This window comes from Bradyrhizobium sp. WSM1253 (assembly GCF_000244935.1).
GTDB classification, from domain to species: Bacteria; Pseudomonadota; Alphaproteobacteria; order Rhizobiales; family Xanthobacteraceae; genus Bradyrhizobium; species Bradyrhizobium canariense.
The window spans coordinates 1,772,954-1,789,596 of sequence record NZ_JH600073.1 but is presented as its reverse complement, the minus strand read 5'-3'; the positions used below and the strand labels follow the sequence as shown (position 1 = coordinate 1,789,596).

Here is a 16,643-nt window from a genome sequence, read left to right as displayed (position 1 = left end):
GCGCCATAAGCCGTAAAACCATCGCGCAGGGAAGGCCGGATGTTCCGGCATCACCTGTGGTCACCCCCGCGTGCGTTTTCGCGTGCGGACCCTGGGTGCCAGCCGGCGCCCGGCCTTCCCTGCGCCCTTTCTTTGCGACGAGGGCGAAAACGGACAGCAAAACTCGGGCGCCCGCGCCGCGAGACCGCGGACGTGTGCAGTGACGAGTTGCAGGCAAATCTCTCGTGCCCGGGACACGAACGGCGCCGGTGGTGTGCGCCGCCACCAAGTTCACCTTGCACTGCGGCAGAAGAATATCGCACACTCGACCGGGCCGGGGAGCCATAGGGAGCTCTACAAGGGGAGCCGAGCCATGTCCCTCCAGACATTACCATCCGACACCGCCGACCAACGCAACAACCGCCCCGAGGATGTCCAGGCGCTGGAGGCGGATGCGCGCATGCGCGACGACATCCGCCTGCTCGGGCGCATCCTCGGCGACACGGTGCGCGACCAGGAGGGCGCCGATGTGTTCGACCTGGTCGAGCGCATCCGGCAGACCTCGATCCGATTCCACCGCGACGAGGACCGGCTCGCCCGCCGCGAGCTCGAGCAGATCCTCGACAGCATGTCGACCTCGGAGACGGTGCGGATCGTCCGCGCCTTCAGCTATTTTTCCCACCTCGCCAACATCGCCGAAGACCAGAACAACATTCGCCAGATGCGCGCCAACAAGGGCGGCGGCTCCGGCGTGCTGGCCGAGACCCTCGCCCATGCCAGGGCTGCGGGCATCGGTGCCGATGCTCTGCGCAACTTCTTCAAGAGCGCGCTGGTCAGCCCGGTGCTGACCGCGCATCCGACCGAGGTCCGCCGCAAGAGCACCATGGACCGCGAGATGGAGGTCGCAGCCCTGCTCGATCGTCGCGAGCGCGTCGCGCTGACGGCCGACGAGGCCGCCGCAAGCGACGAGCAGCTCCGCCGCGAAGTATTGACGCTGTGGCAGACCAATCTGCTGCGCCGGACCAAGCTCACCGTGCTCGACGAGGTCGCCAACGGCCTGTCGTTCTACGATTACACGTTTCTCCGCGAGGTGCCGCGGCTGGTCAACACGCTGGAGGACCGGCTGGAGGAGGGCGGCGAGCAGGCGGCAGGCGAGCTCGCCTCGTTCCTGCGCATGGGCAGCTGGATCGGCGGCGACCGCGACGGCAATCCCTTCGTCACCGCCGACGTGATGCGCGGCACGCTGCGGCTGCAGTCGAGCCGGGTGATGCAGTTCTATCTCAATGAGCTGCACGTGCTCGGCTCCGAGCTGTCGATCGCGGCGCATCTCGCCGACGTATCCGAGGAGTTGCGCACGCTGGCGGAGCGCTCGCCCGATACCTCGCCGCACCGGAGCGGCGAGCCCTATCGCCTCGCGGTCTCCGGCATCTATGCGCGCCTGACCGCCACGGCTGAAATGCTTCAGGTCGAGATCACGCGGCGGCCGGTCGGCAAGGGCGCGCCGTATGACAGCGTCGGGGAGTTCAAGGCCGATCTCGACGTGCTGCACCGCTCGCTGATCTCCAACAACGCCGGCGTCATCGCCCGCGGCCGGCTGCGGCTGCTGCGCCGTGCGGTGGACTGCTTCGGATTCCATCTGGCCCGGCTCGATATCCGGCAGAATTCGGCGGTGCACGAGCGCACCATTGCCGAGCTGATGGACGCCGCCAATCCCGGCATGTCCTATCTCGCGCTCGGCGAGGACGCGCGCATCTCGCTGCTCACCAACGAGCTGCGCTCGACGCGCTCGCTGGTGTCGCCATTCGTCAAATACAGCGACGAGACCATGGGCGAGCTCAATGTCTTCCATGCGGCCGCGGAGGCGCATGCGAAGTTCGGCTCGGATGCCATCCCCCAATGCATCATCTCGATGTGCAAGAGCATGTCCGACATGCTCGAGGTCGCGGTGCTGCTGAAGGAGGTGGGGCTGGTGCATCCCTCCGGGCGCAGCGCCATCAACATCGTGCCGCTGTTCGAAACCATCGAGGATTTGCAGGCGTCTTCCACCGTCATGGACCGCATGCTCTCGCTGCACGATTACCGCCGGCTGGTCGACAGCCGCGGCAGCGTGCAGGAGGTCATGCTGGGCTATTCCGACTCGAATAAGGACGGCGGCTTCGTCACTTCGGGCTGGGAGCTCTACAAGGCCGAGATCAACCTCGTTGACGTATTCGAGCGTCATCACGTGCGCCTGCGCCTGTTCCATGGCCGCGGCGGTTCGGTCGGCCGCGGCGGCGGCCCGAGCTACGATGCCATCATCGCCCAGCCCGGCGGCGCGGTGAACGGCCAGATCCGCATCACCGAGCAGGGCGAGATCATCTCGTCGAAATATTCCAACGCCGAAGTCGGCCGCAACAATCTGGAGATCCTTGCCGCCGCGACGCTGGAGGCGAGCCTGCTGCATCCGCGCCAGAGCGCGCCGCGCCGCGAATATCTGACCGCGATGGACGAGCTTTCAAACCTCGCCTTCAAGGCCTATCGCGGCCTCGTCTACGAGACCGACGGCTTCGTCGATTATTTCTGGGCGTCGACCGTCATCAACGAGATCGCGACACTCAACATCGGCAGCCGTCCGGCCTCGCGCAAAAAGACGCGCGCGATCGAGGATTTGCGCGCGATCCCCTGGGTGTTCTCCTGGGCGCAATGCCGCCTGATGCTGCCCGGCTGGTACGGCTTTGGCAGCGCGGTCGAGCAATGGATCGCGGAGCATCCCGACAAGGGCATGCCGTTCCTCAAAGAGCTCTACAAGGAATGGCCGTTCTTCCGCATGCTGTTGTCGAACATGGACATGGTGCTGGCCAAAAGCTCGATCGCGATCGCCTCGCGCTATGCCGAGCTCGTGCCGGATGAGGCGCTCCGCGAAAAAATCTTCGGCCGCATCCGCCGCGAATGGCATTCCTGCATCGAGACGCTGCTGGACATCATGGGCCAGGACCGGCTGCTGCAGAGTAATCCGCTGCTGGAGCGCTCGGTGCGCCACCGCTTCCCCTATCTCGACCCGCTCAACCACGTGCAGGTCGAACTGCTGAAAGAGCACCGCGCGCAGAACCCGGACGAGCAGGTGCTGCGCGGGATTCAACTGACCATCAACGGGATCTCGGCGGGGCTGAGGAATACGGGATAAGGCGACCCACCCTCCGTCGTCATGCCCGGGCTCGTCCCGGGCATCCACGTTCTCAGTGCCGCGGTTCAAGTCGTGGATGGCCGGGACAAGCCCGGCCATGACGCGTCGTGAGAGCACGGCCTCAACAGAAATGCGCGCCCTGCGTCTCCACATAGACCGCATAGAGCGACTGGCTCGCGGTCATGAACAGGCGGTTGCGCTTCTTGCCGCCGAAGCAAACGTTGGCGCAGGTCTCGGGCAACAGGATCTGCCCGATGCGCGCGCCGTCGTTCGGCGCGAACACCTGCACGCCGTCGTAGCCGGGGCCAACCCAGCCGGCGCCGACCCAGATATTGCCCTCAGTGTCGACCCGCAACCCATCGGGAAAGCCTGATTTGCCGTCGAGCTTCATGTCGATCAGCTTCTTCGGGTTCGACAGCTTCGCCCCGTCGATGTCGTAGGACCACACCACGTTCTCGGCTTGCGGATAATGCGTGATGCCGGTGTCGCAGACATAGAGCTTCTTGTAGTCGTGACTGAAAGCGATGCCGTTCGGCTTGAACGGCTCGTCGGCCACCTTCGCGACCTGGCCGCTCTGCGGATCAATGCGATAAACCGCTTCCTTCTGATACGGCTGCAGCGAGCCGGTATTGGCAAGCTTGCCCTCATAGATGCTGATCGCGCCGTAGCCGGGATCGGTGAACCAGATCGCCTTGTCGTTGGGATGCACCACCATGTCGTTCGGGCCGTTGAGCGGCTTGCCGTTGGCCTGTTCGGCCAGCGACGTCACCGAACCATCATGCTCGTAGCGGACGAGGCGGGTGCGCTCGGCGCTGATCTGGCGGCCCTCGGTGTCGAACGAGTTGCCGTTGGCCTCGTTCGACGGCTTGTGGAATTGCTCGGAGATATGGCCGTCGTCGTCGAGGTAGCGCAGCTGCCGGTTGGCGGGGATGTCGCTCCAGACGAGATATTGCCCCTGCGCATTCCACGCTGGCCCTTCCGCCCACAGGCAGCCGGTATAGAGCCGCTTGATCGCGGTGTTGCCGACCTTGGCCTTGAAGCGCTTGGGATCGATGGCAATGATGTCAGGATCGGGATAGCGCTGCGGCTCGGCATTGGCGCCGAAGTCGCGGGCGTCCGCGTTCGAGGCGAGCAGGGCAGACGCGGCGACAGTCGCGGCGCCCTTGAGCAGCGTGCGGCGGGCGAGGCCGCTGCTTGCAGTCGTGTCGTCGGAGTTGGTCAGTATTCTTGTCATGGTTTCCTCCCAAAATTGTGTTGGGAGGAAATGATCCGCCAGCAATCGGGCGTAAAGCGGAGCGATCTCCGGAGTAAGATAACCGGAGATCGCAGGGCAGAGATGCCGCAAATGCGGTCCGACGGGATTCCTTACACGGGATCCCAAGGGAAGATGTCGGCGGAGCGGTCGAGCTTGTAGAACGATCCCTTCAGCGCCGGCATGCCATGTTCCGCGATCGACTGCGGCGTCCAGCCTTCGCTCCGGTGCACCGAGCGCAGCGGACGGTTCTGGCTGAACAGGAACAGCTCGTTCATGCGTGCCCCAAAGATCTGCCCGGAGACGTCCTTGGCGGCATCGGAGAGCAGATAGGCGCAGACCGGCGCGATCTTCTCCGGGCCCATCTGCTTGATCTTCTCGACGCGCGCCTTCTCGGCTTCGGTCTCGGTCGGGATGGTGCCGATCATGCGGGTCCAGGCGAACGGCGAGACGCAGTTGGAACGGACGTTGAAGCGGCCCATGTCGAGCGCGATCGACTTCGACAGGCCGACGATGCCGAGCTTGGCGGCGGCGTAATTGGCTTGTCCAAAGTTGCCGATCAGGCCGGAGGTCGAGGTGAAGTGCACGAACGATCCGGACTCCTGCTCGCGGAAGATCCGCGCCGCCGCGTGGCTGACGTAGAACGAGCCCATCAAATGCACCTTGATGACGGCCTCGAACGCTTCCACGCTCATCTTGTGGAAGATCATGTCGCGAAGGATGCCGGCATTGTTGACCACGCCGTCGAGCCGGCCGAAATGATCGGTCGCGGTCTTCACGATCTTGCTCGCGGGGATGGCTTCGGCCACCGACTCGAAATTGGCAACCGCGGTGCCGCCGCGCTTCTTGATCTCCTCGACCACTTCCTCGGCGGGCGCGGCGCTGGTGCCGGCGCCGTCAGCGGCGACGCCGGGATCGTTGACGACGACCTTGGCACCCTCGCCAGCGCAGAGTAGCGCGATCTCCCGCCCGATGCCGCGGCCTGCGCCGGTGACGATGATGACCTTGTCTTGCAGTGATTTCGTCATGTGGGTTCTCCTGTTGTCTTACCTCGCCCCGCTTGCGGGGAGAGGTCGGATCGCATCGACGATGCGATCCGGGTGAGGGGGGACTCTCCACGAGTCCGAGTGTGTGGAAGCAGCCCCTCACCCCAACCCTCTCCCCGTAAGAACGGGGAGAGGGAGAGGCGAGCAGCTCATTACCTCTCGTTCGTAAACACGATCGTGCCCGACGCGGCGAACATGCCGCCGACGCCGTGGCACACCGAAATCTTCGCATTCGCGACCTGCGCTGGCGCAATACCGCGCATCTGCCGCACGCTCTCCTGAAGCGCATACATGCCGTACATGCCCGAATGCATGTAGCTCAAGCCGCCGCCATTGGTGTTGAGCGGCAGCTTGCCGCCTGGCCGCGTGTTGCCGTCGGCGATGAACTTGCCGGTCTCCTCGTGCGGCATGAAGCCGAGATCGCCGAGGCCGAACAGCGGTAGATGCGCAAACGCGTCGTAGATCATGAGATGGTCGACGTCCTTGTGCGCGATACCAGCCTCCTTGAAGGCGAGGGGACCGGCGGTCTTGAACGCGCGCGAGGAGTTGAACGTCTCCATCTGGCTGACCATCGGCGTCTCCACGCTCTCGCCGGTGCCCATGATGTAGACGGGCTTGCGCGGAAAATCCCTGGCGCGGTCGGCCGAGGTCAGGATCAACGCGCCGCCGCCGTCGGTGACGAGGCAGCACTGCAGCAGGCGGAACGGATAGGCGATCATGCGCGAGTTGAGGACGTCCGCGACCGTGATCGGATCCTTCATCATCGCGCGCGGATTCTTCGCCGCCCATTCCCGCTGCACCACCGCGACCGAGGCGAGTTGCTCGTGCGTGATGCCGTAGGTCTTCATGAAGCGCAGCACGGGGATCGGGAACATGCTGGGGGGCCATAGACGCCGAACGGCGCCTCGAACTGGCCTTGCAGGCTGTCGGCGGGGATCGAACGCGGTGCCTTGCCGATCATCGACTTGCCGCTCTCGGCATGGGTGATCAGCACCGTCTTGCAGAGGCCGGCCTCGATCGCCGCGGCGGCATGGCGGACATGCAGCATGAACGAGCAGCCGCCGACTGAGGTGCCGTCCACCCAGGTCGGCTTGATGCCGAGATAGTGACAGACCTGCTGCGGCGTTTCGACCGCGGTGGCGAAACCGTCGATGTCCGACAGCTTCAGGCCGGCATCGGCGATAGCATTGAGCGCCGCATCCGCGTGAAGCTGGAGCTGCGAGGCGTTGGGGATGACACCGAGCTCGGTGGTCTCGGCCGCGCCGACGACGGCAACCTGGTCGCTGCGCATGGCCTATCCCTTCGCCGGACGGAATACGGGGAGGGTGACCTTATCGTCGAGCGCCTCGAAGGCGACCTCGAGTTTCATGTCGAGCTCGAGCGCCTCCGGTGTCTGCGGGCAGTCGATGATGTTGCTCATCATCCGCGGACCCTCGTCGAGCTCGACTACCGCGATCGCGTAAGGCGGCGTGAAGCCGGGCGCGGCGGGACGGTGGTTGATCACGTAGCTGTAGAGAAAGCCCTTGCCGCTCGCCTTGAAGATGCTGACCTTGCGCGAGGCGCAGGACGGGCAGAACGGGCGTGGCGGGAAATAGACATGCGCGCAGGCGTCGCAGCGCTGCAGGCGCAACTCACCCGCCTTGGTGCCGTCCCAGAAATGCTGGGTCTCGGGCGTCGGTTTCGGTCGCGCGCGCTGCGGTTCGGCCATCTCGGCAGGTCCTCCCAAGGCCAAGCTAAGCCCGGCTGTTGCGATCTTGATGCGACAATCGACCATGGCGCGTCAACGGTCCAGCAATGCGCATGCATGCCATCATGCGCACAATGCTTGTGTCGAAGTGAGGCAGCGCTATACATTGCGCGCAAATATTCCGTGAGACAGACATGCCCGATTTTTCGACACTGAAGAAGCTCGCCGAAGACCTCGAAAGCGGCCGCACCACCTCCCGCAAGCTGGTCGAGGCTTGCATCGCCAAAATCGCCGATCCGGCCGGCGAGGGGCAGCGTGCCTTCATCCATGTCGACAAGGATGCCGCGCTTGTGGCGGCGGATGCGATGGACGGTTTGCGCAAGGTGAAGGCGGCGCCCTCGCGCTACGCCGGTATCCCGGTCTCGATCAAGGATCTCTTCGACATCAAGGGCCAGGTGACGCGCGCCGGCTCCCGCGCGCTCGACGATTCCTCGCCGGCCGAACAGGATGCCCCCACGGTGGCGCGGCTGCGCAAGGCCGGCTTCGTCGTGATCGGGCGCACCAACATGACCGAGTTCGCCTATTCCGGCATCGGCATCAATCCGCATTACGGCACGCCAAAGGGCGCCTGGAACCGGGCCGAGGGCCACGTGCCCGGCGGTTCGTCTTCGGGTGCCGCGGTCTCTGTGCTCGACGGCATGGCGCATGGCGCGCTCGGCACCGACACCGGCGGCTCCTGCCGGATTCCGGCGGCCTATAACGGCATCGTCGGCTACAAGCCGACGCAGCGGCGCGTGCCGCTCGATGGGGCTGTGCCGCTGTCGTTCTCGCTCGACAGCATCGGGCCGCTGGCACGATCGGTCAGTTGCTGTGCCATTCTCGACGCCGTGCTCGCCAACGAGCCGATCGCCCCGCTGAAGCCTCGCCCGGTCAAGGGCATGCGGCTGGCGGTGCCGACCACGATCGCGCTCGACGACCTCGATGCGGCAGTGGCCGGGACATTTGAGCGGGCGCTCAAGACCCTTGCCGATCACGGTGCGATCATCGAGCGCATCGAGATGGCCGAATTCCACGACATCGGACCGATGAACGCCAAGGGCGGCTTTGCGGCTTCCGAAAGCTATGCCTGGCATCGCTACCTCCTCACGTCCAAGGGCGACGTCTACGATCCCAGAGTCTCCGTGCGCATCATGCGCGGCGAGGCGCAGAGCGCGGCGGACTACATCGATCTTCTCAACGAGCGCCGCTCGCTGATCGCCCGCGTCAATGCGCGCATCGCTCCCTATGACGCGCTGGTGCTGCCGACCACCGCCAACACGCCGCCGAAAATTGCGGATCTTGCCGACGACAAGGCGTTCACCAGGGAAAACCTGCGGGCGCTCCGCAATTGCACCCTGATCAACATGATCGACGGCTGCGCCATCTCGCTGCCTGCGCATCGCGAGGGCGAGATTCCGGTCGGCCTGATGCTGGCGGGCGCGGGCGGATCGGACCGCCGTATCTTCGAGCTTGCTGCCGGCATGGAGGCCGTAATTCGTGTTTGACCTGACTTTCACCGTCGACGCCCAGGACACCACCACGCCGCTGACGCTGGCGATCGACCAGATGGTCATCGCCGGCTGGACCGGCCGCGATCCGGTCGCGCGCGACAAGCACATTGCCGAGCTGCAGGAGATGGGTATCGCCCCGCCAGCCTCGACGCCGATCTACTATCGCGCCTCGGCGCGGCGCCTGACAATGGAAGACAGCATCGAGTGCACTGGCGGCGATTCCAGCGGCGAGGTCGAGTTCGTGCTGATCGGCTGGCAGGGTCGCATTTTCGTCGGCTGCGGCTCCGACCACACCGACCGCAAGGTCGAGGCCTACAACGTCACGGTGTCCAAGCAGATGTGCGACAAGCCGATCTCCTCAACGCTGTGGGAGCTCGAGGACGTCATCGGCCATTGGGACAGGATGATCCTGCGCTCCTGGGCCACCATCAAGGGCGAGCGCGTGCTCTACCAGGAGGGCACGCTGGACGCGATGCTGCCGGTCGTCGACCTGATCGCGCGCGGTTTCGAGGGTGGAAAATTCCCCGACGGGTGCGCCATGTTCGGCGGTACGTTTGCGGCGAAAGGCGGTATCCGCCCCGCCGACCGTTTCGATTTCGAGCTGGAAGATCCCGTGCTGAGGCGGACGATCAAGCACGGCTACGACGTGGTGACGCTGCCGGTGAGGGGCTAAGGTCTCTCCGCACTGTCATTGCGAGGAGCTCTTGCGACGAAGCAATCCAGACTGGTTCCGCGGAGGGATTCTGGATTGCTTCGCTGCGCTCGCAATGACGGGGGCGAGAGTCGGAAATCGGGTGGTAGAGGACGGGGCGGTCCTGCGAAGATCAGAGCCATGACAGCTACAGCACGCAAATCGCGTCAATCTGCGGCAGCCGACCCCGCCGCCCATGTCGATACCCTCGACTGGCCCCAGATCACCGCCGAACTCGACACGCACGGCTGCGCTGTCCTGAAGGGCCTGCTCACGCCGGACCAATGCCGCGCCGTCGCCGCGCTCTATCCCGACGACGCCAACTTCCGCAGCCGCATCGTCATGGGCCGCCACGGCTTTGGCCGCGGCGAGTACAAATATTTCTCCTACCCGCTGCCCGACCTGATCGCGCAATTGCGCCCGGCGCTCTACGCGCATCTCCAGGGCGTCGCCAATCGCTGGAACGAGGCGATGGGAATCGACATCCGCTACCCCGCCGAACACGCAGCGTTCCTGAAGCGCTGCCACCAGGCAGGGCAGGCGCGGCCGACGCCGCTGCTGCTGCAATATGAAGCCGGCGATTTCAACTGCCTGCATCAGGATCTCTATGGCGAGCACGTGTTCCCGCTGCAGGTCGCGATCCTCTTGTCCGAGCCCGGCCGCGATTTTGCCGGCGGCGAGTTCGTGCTGACCGAGCAGCGCCCGCGCATGCAGTCCCGTGCCGAGGTGGTTCCGCTCGCGCAGGGCGACGCGGTCGCCTTCGCTGTGCATCACCGTCCGGTGCAGGGGACACGCGGCACCTACCGCGTTAATCTCCGCCATGGCGTCAGCCGGATTCGCTCTGGCCAGCGCCACACGCTGGGTGTGATCTTTCACGATGCCAAATAAGCGCTGCCGCTGATGGCGGATTTGTTCGATAGCGTCGCCGAAGCCCAGCCGTCGCGCGAGGAGATCGCCGACGGCGCCGTGCTGTTGCGCGGCTTCGTCAAGCCGATCGAAAGCGAGTTGATCGAAGCCGTGCGCGCCATCGTGGCGCAGTCGCCGTTCCGCCGCATGACCACGCCCGGCGGTCATTTGATGTCGGTCGCCATGACCAATTGCGGCGAGCGCGGCTGGATCACCGATCATACCGGTTACCGCTATGATCCGATCGACCCGAAAACCGGTGCGCCATGGCCCGCCATGCCGTCCGTGCTGCGTGATCTCGCCGGCCGTGCGGCCGAGCAGGGCAGTTTCAAAGACTTCGCGCCCGATGCCTGCCTCGTCAACCGCTACGAGCCCGGCACGCGGCTGTCATTGCATCAGGACAAGGACGAGCTGGATTATTCGGCGCCGATCGTCTCGGTCTCGCTCGGCCTGCCCGCGACGTTCCTGTTCGGCGGCATGGCACGCAACGACAAGCCGCGTCGCTTCCGGCTCGTCCATGGCGATGTCGTAGTCTGGGGCGGACCGTCACGGCTTGCCTATCACGGCGTAGCGCCGCTCGCCGATGGCGAGCATGCGCTGCTCGGGCGGACGCGGGTCAATTTGACCTTTCGCAGGACGCGCTAGTCGATCTCCTCATCCTGAGGAGCGCGCCTGTTGGCGCGCGTCTCGAAGGATGAAGGCCGAGCTGCAGCAGCGGGGCCTTCATGGTTCGAGACGGCGCTCACGCGCCTCCTCACCATGAGGATCGTCATCACGGCTTCGGCGGGTGAATGAACGCCCACGGGCTGACTTCCGAATCCCGCGTCACTTCCACCGAGATCAGATACGGCCCGCCATGGGCCAGCGCCGTCTCCATCGCCGCCTTGAACTGGTCCGGCGCGGTGACGCGTGCAGCCGCGACGCCAAAGGACTCCGCGAGCTTGACGAAATCCGGGTTGACCAGATCGGACGCCACCACGCGGCCGTCAAAACGTTCGCGCTGGTCGCGGCGGACATTGCCGTAGGCGTTGTTGTTGAACACCAGCGTCACCACGCCGATGTTGAACTGCACGGCGGTGGCAAGCTCCTGCACGCCGAACATGAAGCCGCCGTCGCCGGTGATCGCCACCACCGGCTTGTCGGGATTGGCGACCTTGGCCCCGAGCGCGGTGGGGAAGCCCGAGCCGAGCGTGCCCTGATAGCCTGATGTGATGAAGGTGCGCGGCTCGTAGATCGGGAAGCCGTACCAGGAGGCGAAACCGAACTGGGACAATTCATCGGTCACGATCGCGTTCGCCGGCAGCACCTCGCGCAGGATGTTGAGATAGGCCATCTGCGGCTGGATGCGCTGGATCTCGGCTTGGGCCGTCGCAGTCGCCTCGCGGATGTCTCCCCGCCGGCCGCTCGTCCTCGCATAGCCGGCCTTCTTCACGGCTGTGACGAGATCGGCCGTGCCGGCTTTGGCGTCGGCGACGATAGCGACATCGGAGGCAAGCCGGCGCATCTCGGCCGGATCGATGTCGACACGAATGGATTTCAGCCCCTTCGGCTGATACGGCCAGCGGAAGCCCGACGCCGGCAGCTCGGCGCGCGTGCCGATCGCGATCATCAAATCGGTCGTCGGCCACAGCTTGTAGGCCGCCGCCATCGTCAGTCCAAGCTCATGCGCATTGGAGACGATGCCGCGGCCGCTGCGGAAGGCGACGACGGGGGCGTCGATCATCTCGGCGAGTTCGAGAATCTCCTCGCGCGCTTCGATCGCGCCGCTGCCGACGAAGATCATCGGCGCCTTGCTGTTCCTGATCAGCGCGGCCGCCTGCTTGATCATATCAGGATCGGGCCGCGGCGCGGGCAAGGGATCCAGCACCTGTGCGGCGGCCGTGTCCGCGCGCTGGGTGAAGACGTCCCAGGGCATCTCGACCGAGGCGGGGCCGCGCCGTCCGGACGTCATCTCCTGGAAGGCGCGCGCAACCGTGGTTGGCGCGTTGCCGGGATATTCGATGCGGTCCGCCCATTTCACATAGGTGCGCAAGGTCGCGAGCTGGTCCGGCATCTCGTGCAGATGGCCGCGGCCCTTGCCGAGAAATTGCGTCGGCACCTGGCCGGTGACGCATAGCACCGGCTCGTTGCAGCCGAAGGCGGTGAGCAGTGCCGCGCTGGCGTTGAGCACGCCGGGGCCGGGCACCACGCTGAACACGCCGGGCCTGCCGCTGGAGCGCGCATAGCCGAACGCCATGTAGCCGCAGGCCTGCTCGTGCCGCGCGCCGATCACCTTGAGCTGGGCCTGGTGGAAGGCGTCGAACAGGCCGTAGACCTGCGCGCCGGGCAGGCCGAACACGGTGTCGACGCCATGGGCGACAAGGCCGCTTACGATTGCTTCGCCGCCGGTGAGGGTGGTCATGGCACTATTCCATTTCAATCATTGTTCAGGCTTCGTCGACGACGCCGTTGCGTAATTTTCCAATGCCCTCGGCTTCGACCTCGACGACATCGCCGGGCTTCAGATAACGCGGCGGATCGAACCGTGCCCCGGCGCCGGTCGGCGTGCCCGTGATGATGATATCGCCGGGAACGAGCGTTGCGAAGGTCGAGATATAGCTGATGAGATAGCGGAACGGAAACATCAGCCGGCTGGTACGGTCGTCCTGCCGCAGCTCGCCATTGACATGCGTGGTGAGGCGAATGTCGGCGATCTGCGATTCCTGTGCGTAGGGCACCAGCCACGGGCCGAGGCTGCCGCTGGAATCGAAGTTCTTGCCCTGCGTGACATTGAACTTGGCATGGCGCAGCCAGTCGCGCACCGAGCCTTCGTTGCAGAGCGTCAGCGCGGCGATGTAGTCGAGCGCAGAATTTTCCGGAATGTGCCGGCCCGCCTTGCCGATCACCAGCACGATCTCGCCCTCATAGTCGAGCTGCGCGGAGGCGCGCGGGCGCACCAGCGGCGTGTCATGGCCGACGAAGGAGCGCGGCGAGCGCATGAACATGCTCGGATATTTCGGCGCGTCCTGGCCGTCCTTGTACTCGGCATTGCGATCGGGATAGTTGACGCCGATGCAGATGATCTTTTCCGGCGCGGGCACCGGCGGCAGCCAGATGATGTCACCGAGCGCGTGATCGGGGGTGCGGCTGGCGGCCTCCTCGGCGAGGCTCGCGAGCTTTCCTGCGGCGATCACCTCGCGCAGCGTGGGATAGTCTTTGCCGTGGCGCGCCGAGAGATCGACGATGCCGCCGTCGACGACGGCGCCGTAGCGGATTGCACCCTTGACGGAATAGGTGGAGAGGTGAGGGAGGGTCATTGCTTAATCCGCCACCAGCACGTCGGCCACGAACTTCGGCTCACGCACGGCTTGCCCGGAGAACGGCGAGCCCTGCTCGAACCAGGAGCGCGGGGCGGGCGCGCCCCACAATGTCTGGCGGCGCGGATCGCGCAGCGACCAGCGCAGCGGCTCGTGGTCGTGATCGCCGGTGAAGTAATCGCTGGTGTAGAGCTCCAGACGGTGCCCATCGGGATCACGGACGTAGAGGAAGAACGCATTCGAGATGCCATGGCGGCCGGGACCACGCTCGATGTTCTTCACGAAGCCCTGCGAGGCCATGACGTCGCAGAGATGGATGATGTTCATCGCCGTCGGCGTCCAGTACGCGAAGTGGTGCAGCCGCGGGCCCTTGCCGTTGGTGATCGCAAAATCGTGGACATTGCCCTTGCGATGCATCCAGGCCGCGGCGATGCGCCCGTTCGGTCCGTCCTCCTCGGCGTATTCGGTGAGGCGAAAGCCGAGCCGGGCATAGAATTCAACGGTGTCCTGCACTTCGGCGGCGAAAACGTTGAAATGGTCGAGCCGCTGCGGATGGCAGCCCCTGTAGAGGTCGTAGCGGCGCAGCAGATGCGGCCGCCGCTCCATCGATGCATACAGCTCGATCTGGAAGCCGAAGGGATCGGTGAACTGCAGCGTCCGGCCCTGGAAGGGCTGATCGGCGAAGGCGTAGCCCAGGCCGTTCTCGGACAGGAACTTTGCGGCCTTGTCCAGATCCCCGTCATTGCCGACCTTGAAACCGAGCCGGTTGCAGGCAGGCGCCGCCGCCTTGCGCAACACCAGTGAGTGATGCTGATGTTCCTCAGCGGCGCGCAAATAGACGACCTTGTCGTCGGCGTCCTCGACATGCAGGCCGACAACGCTTTCATAGAACTCGCGGCTGAGCTTCAGATCGGTCACGTCCAGCACGGCGTGGCTGGAGCGGATGATGTTGAACGGCGGCTCGAAGATATGTTGCGGTACGGGCATTGCGTTTCCCCTCTCGGCCCTTGTCATTCCGGGGCGCGGAGCGCGAGCCCGGAATCCATTCTTCCACTAACTCTGCTGCGCGATGGATTCCGGGTTCGGCTCTTCGAGCCGCCCCGGAATGGCAGTTAAATTCCCAGCTTCTGAATCTTGTGCGTGCCCCGCGCCAGCGAGACGTGCTTGGTTTCCATGTAGAAGTCGAACGAATAGTCGCCGCCGTCGCGGCCGATGCCTGAAGCCTTCATGCCGCCGAACGGCGTCGGCAAATGGCGGACGTTTTCCGAGTTCAGCCAGATCATGCCGGCCTCCAGCGCATCCGCGACACGCAACGCGCGGCCGACATCGTTGGTCCAGACATAGCCGGTCAGGCCGTAGCGAATGTCGTTGGCGATCTCGATCGCGTCTGCTTCGTCCTTGAAGGGCAGCACGGTGAGGAAGGGGCCGAACACCTCTTCCTGCGCCACGCGCATCTTGCCGTGTGCGCCGGTCACCAAAGTCGGCTCGACATAATGTCCGCCGCCCGGGCCGTCATAGGCCTTGCCGCCCACGGCAATCGTCGCGCCGTCCTGGCGTGCGACGTCGAAATAGGAGCAGACCTTCGCCAGATGCCGCTCATGAATCAGCGGGCCGATCTCGGTGGCGGGATCGAGGGGATGGCCGACCTTCAGGGCTCTTACCCGCGCGGTCAGCTTCTCGATGAACTTTTCGGCGATGCCGGCCTGGATCAGCAGGCGGCTCGACGACGTGCAGCGCTCGCCGTTGAGCGAGTAGATCATGAACACGACGGCATCGAGCGCGCGGTCGAGGTCGGCGTCGTCGAACACGATCACGGGGTTCTTGCCGCCGAGCTCGAAATGCACGCGCTTCAAGGTCGGCGCGCCCTGAATCATGATCGCGGATCCCGTCGAGCTTTCGCCGACGAAGCCGATCGCCTTGATGGCAGGATGCTCGGTCAGCGCCTTGCCGGCCTCTTCGCCAAAACCGTGGACGGTGTTGAGCACGCCGTCGGGCACGCCGGCTTCCTTGACGAGCTTCGCGAGAATAGCCGCCGTGATCGGCGACCACTCCGCCGGCTTGTGCACGACGGTGCATCCCGCCGCGAGGGCAGGCGCGATCTTCCAGGTCGAGAGCATGAACGGCGTATTCCACGGCGTGATGACGCCGACCGGCCCAATCGGCACGCGGGTCGAGACGTTCCAATGCTCGTCGCTCGGCGTGTTCTTGCCGTCGCGCGCCTCGCCGCATCGATCGGCAAAGAAGCGGAAGTTCTCGGCGGCGCGGATCGCAGCCTTGGCCATGAAGCGATAGGCCTGGCCGGTGTCGATGCATTCGAGCACCGCGATGTCCTCGGCATTGTCCTCGATGGCGTCGGCGACGCGATGCAGCAGCTTCTTCCGCATCGCTGGGCCCATGTCGCGCCAGGATTTGAAGGCGAGGGCGGCAGCGGTGGCGGCGCGATCGACGTCCTCGGCATTGCCGCGGGCGACGCTCGCGAGCGTGGCGCCGTCGACCGGCGATTTCGTCTCGAAGGTCTCGCCCGAGATCGACGGCACGATCTTGCCGTCGATCATGTGGCCGATACCGTCGGCACGCAGAGACTTCAGCAGCGGCGCGACCCGGTCGCGGTTGGCCTGGAATACATCGGCTTTCGGCGTGGTCTTATCCATGGGCGGCCTCCGCTTTCAGGGCGTCGTGGATGTTGTTGCGCTTCCAGCTCGTGTCCTTGTCGTTGATCTGCATGTCGAACGAGAGCGCGAATTTCGAGCTTGCGAAGACGGAATCGAGATGGCGGGAGAGCGCCTGGAAGATTTGTTCGCCGGCCTCCTTGCGGGTCTTGAGGTCACGGCCTTCGCCGATGCGCAGCACCATGTCGAGAAAGCCGTAGTCCTGCCGCGCGTCCGCAATCGCATAATGCTCGCATCTGACGGCGCGGACGCGGATGCCCCCGAGCGGGAAGATGCCGGTCTCGACCGCCGCCTTGCGCACCACCTCGCACGCCGCGCCGATGTCGAGGCGGTCGTCGAGATTGGCCGAATATTCGATCGTGAAATGCGGCATCGCGGTTTCACTCCCTGTCTTTACTTGTTCG

Annotated in this window: 13 protein-coding genes and 1 pseudogene; 5 read left to right on the top strand and 9 right to left on the bottom strand. The window is 65.1% G+C overall.

The window, feature by feature from the left end:
• The first annotated feature begins 352 nt into the window (after window positions 1–352).
• Window positions 353–3,142: a phosphoenolpyruvate carboxylase gene (gene ppc / locus BRA1253DRAFT_RS10200; protein ID WP_007593678.1), complete on the top strand. Its 2,790-nt coding sequence runs from the start codon at window positions 353–355 to the stop codon at window positions 3,140–3,142.
• Window positions 3,143–3,263: 121 nt separating this feature from the next.
• Here ppc and BRA1253DRAFT_RS10195 read toward each other — a convergent pair whose 3' ends face one another.
• From BRA1253DRAFT_RS10195 to BRA1253DRAFT_RS10180, 4 genes and pseudogenes are all read right to left on the bottom strand, one after another.
• Window positions 3,264–4,376 carry an SMP-30/gluconolactonase/LRE family protein gene (locus BRA1253DRAFT_RS10195; RefSeq protein WP_007593676.1) on the bottom strand — a complete coding sequence of 371 codons (1,113 nt, stop codon included), beginning with the start codon at window positions 4,374–4,376 and terminating at the stop codon, window positions 3,264–3,266.
• A gap of 131 nt (window positions 4,377–4,507) precedes the next feature.
• Window positions 4,508–5,422, bottom strand: coding sequence for an SDR family oxidoreductase (locus tag BRA1253DRAFT_RS10190; protein ID WP_007593675.1), 915 nt, complete (start codon window positions 5,420–5,422; stop codon window positions 4,508–4,510).
• Between the two features lie 170 nt (window positions 5,423–5,592).
• Window positions 5,593–6,731: pseudogene (locus BRA1253DRAFT_RS10185) on the bottom strand (thiolase).
• Between the two features lie 3 nt (window positions 6,732–6,734).
• Window positions 6,735–7,148, bottom strand: a complete 414-nt coding sequence (locus tag BRA1253DRAFT_RS10180; RefSeq protein ID WP_007593674.1) for a Zn-ribbon domain-containing OB-fold protein — start codon at window positions 7,146–7,148, stop codon at window positions 6,735–6,737.
• A 173-nt stretch (window positions 7,149–7,321) separates the two neighbouring features.
• Here BRA1253DRAFT_RS10180 and BRA1253DRAFT_RS10175 point away from each other — a divergent pair, with 173 nt between their 5' ends.
• From BRA1253DRAFT_RS10175 to alkB, 4 genes are all read left to right on the top strand, one after another.
• Entirely contained in the window at window positions 7,322–8,671 is a 1,350-nt protein-coding gene (locus BRA1253DRAFT_RS10175; RefSeq protein ID WP_007593673.1) for an amidase, read from the top strand.
• Window positions 8,664–9,350, top strand: a complete 687-nt coding sequence (locus tag BRA1253DRAFT_RS10170; protein WP_007593672.1) for a DUF2848 domain-containing protein — start codon at window positions 8,664–8,666, stop codon at window positions 9,348–9,350. Before BRA1253DRAFT_RS10175 ends, BRA1253DRAFT_RS10170 begins: the two co-directional genes overlap by 8 nt.
• Before the next feature lie 159 nt (window positions 9,351–9,509).
• A complete protein-coding gene (locus BRA1253DRAFT_RS10165) occupies window positions 9,510–10,256 on the top strand; it encodes a 2OG-Fe(II) oxygenase (protein WP_007593670.1) in 747 nt (248 codons plus the stop codon).
• Between the two features lie 9 nt (window positions 10,257–10,265).
• Window positions 10,266–10,919 carry a DNA oxidative demethylase AlkB gene (alkB, locus tag BRA1253DRAFT_RS10160; RefSeq protein WP_198288297.1) on the top strand — a complete coding sequence of 218 codons (654 nt, stop codon included), beginning with the start codon at window positions 10,266–10,268 and terminating at the stop codon, window positions 10,917–10,919.
• A 127-nt stretch (window positions 10,920–11,046) separates the two neighbouring features.
• Here the strand turns inward: alkB and BRA1253DRAFT_RS10155 are convergent, their stop codons facing one another.
• The 5 genes from BRA1253DRAFT_RS10155 to BRA1253DRAFT_RS10135 form a co-directional block, all read right to left on the bottom strand.
• Window positions 11,047–12,675, bottom strand: coding sequence for a thiamine pyrophosphate-dependent enzyme (locus BRA1253DRAFT_RS10155; protein ID WP_007593667.1), 1,629 nt, complete (start codon window positions 12,673–12,675; stop codon window positions 11,047–11,049).
• Window positions 12,676–12,700: 25 nt separating this feature from the next.
• Window positions 12,701–13,570: a fumarylacetoacetate hydrolase family protein gene (locus tag BRA1253DRAFT_RS10150; protein WP_007593665.1), complete on the bottom strand. Its 870-nt coding sequence runs from the start codon at window positions 13,568–13,570 to the stop codon at window positions 12,701–12,703.
• A 3-nt stretch (window positions 13,571–13,573) separates the two neighbouring features.
• The gene (hpaD, locus tag BRA1253DRAFT_RS10145; protein ID WP_007593664.1) at window positions 13,574–14,557 is read right to left on the bottom strand and encodes a 3,4-dihydroxyphenylacetate 2,3-dioxygenase; all 984 of its coding nucleotides are present in this window, start codon (window positions 14,555–14,557) and stop codon (window positions 13,574–13,576) included.
• Between the two features lie 125 nt (window positions 14,558–14,682).
• Entirely contained in the window at window positions 14,683–16,221 is a 1,539-nt protein-coding gene (gene hpaE, locus BRA1253DRAFT_RS10140; RefSeq protein ID WP_007593663.1) for a 5-carboxymethyl-2-hydroxymuconate semialdehyde dehydrogenase, read from the bottom strand.
• Window positions 16,214–16,612: a 5-carboxymethyl-2-hydroxymuconate Delta-isomerase gene (locus BRA1253DRAFT_RS10135; protein WP_007593662.1), complete on the bottom strand. Its 399-nt coding sequence runs from the start codon at window positions 16,610–16,612 to the stop codon at window positions 16,214–16,216. Before BRA1253DRAFT_RS10135 ends, hpaE begins: the two co-directional genes overlap by 8 nt.
• Window positions 16,613–16,643 lie beyond the last annotated feature (31 nt).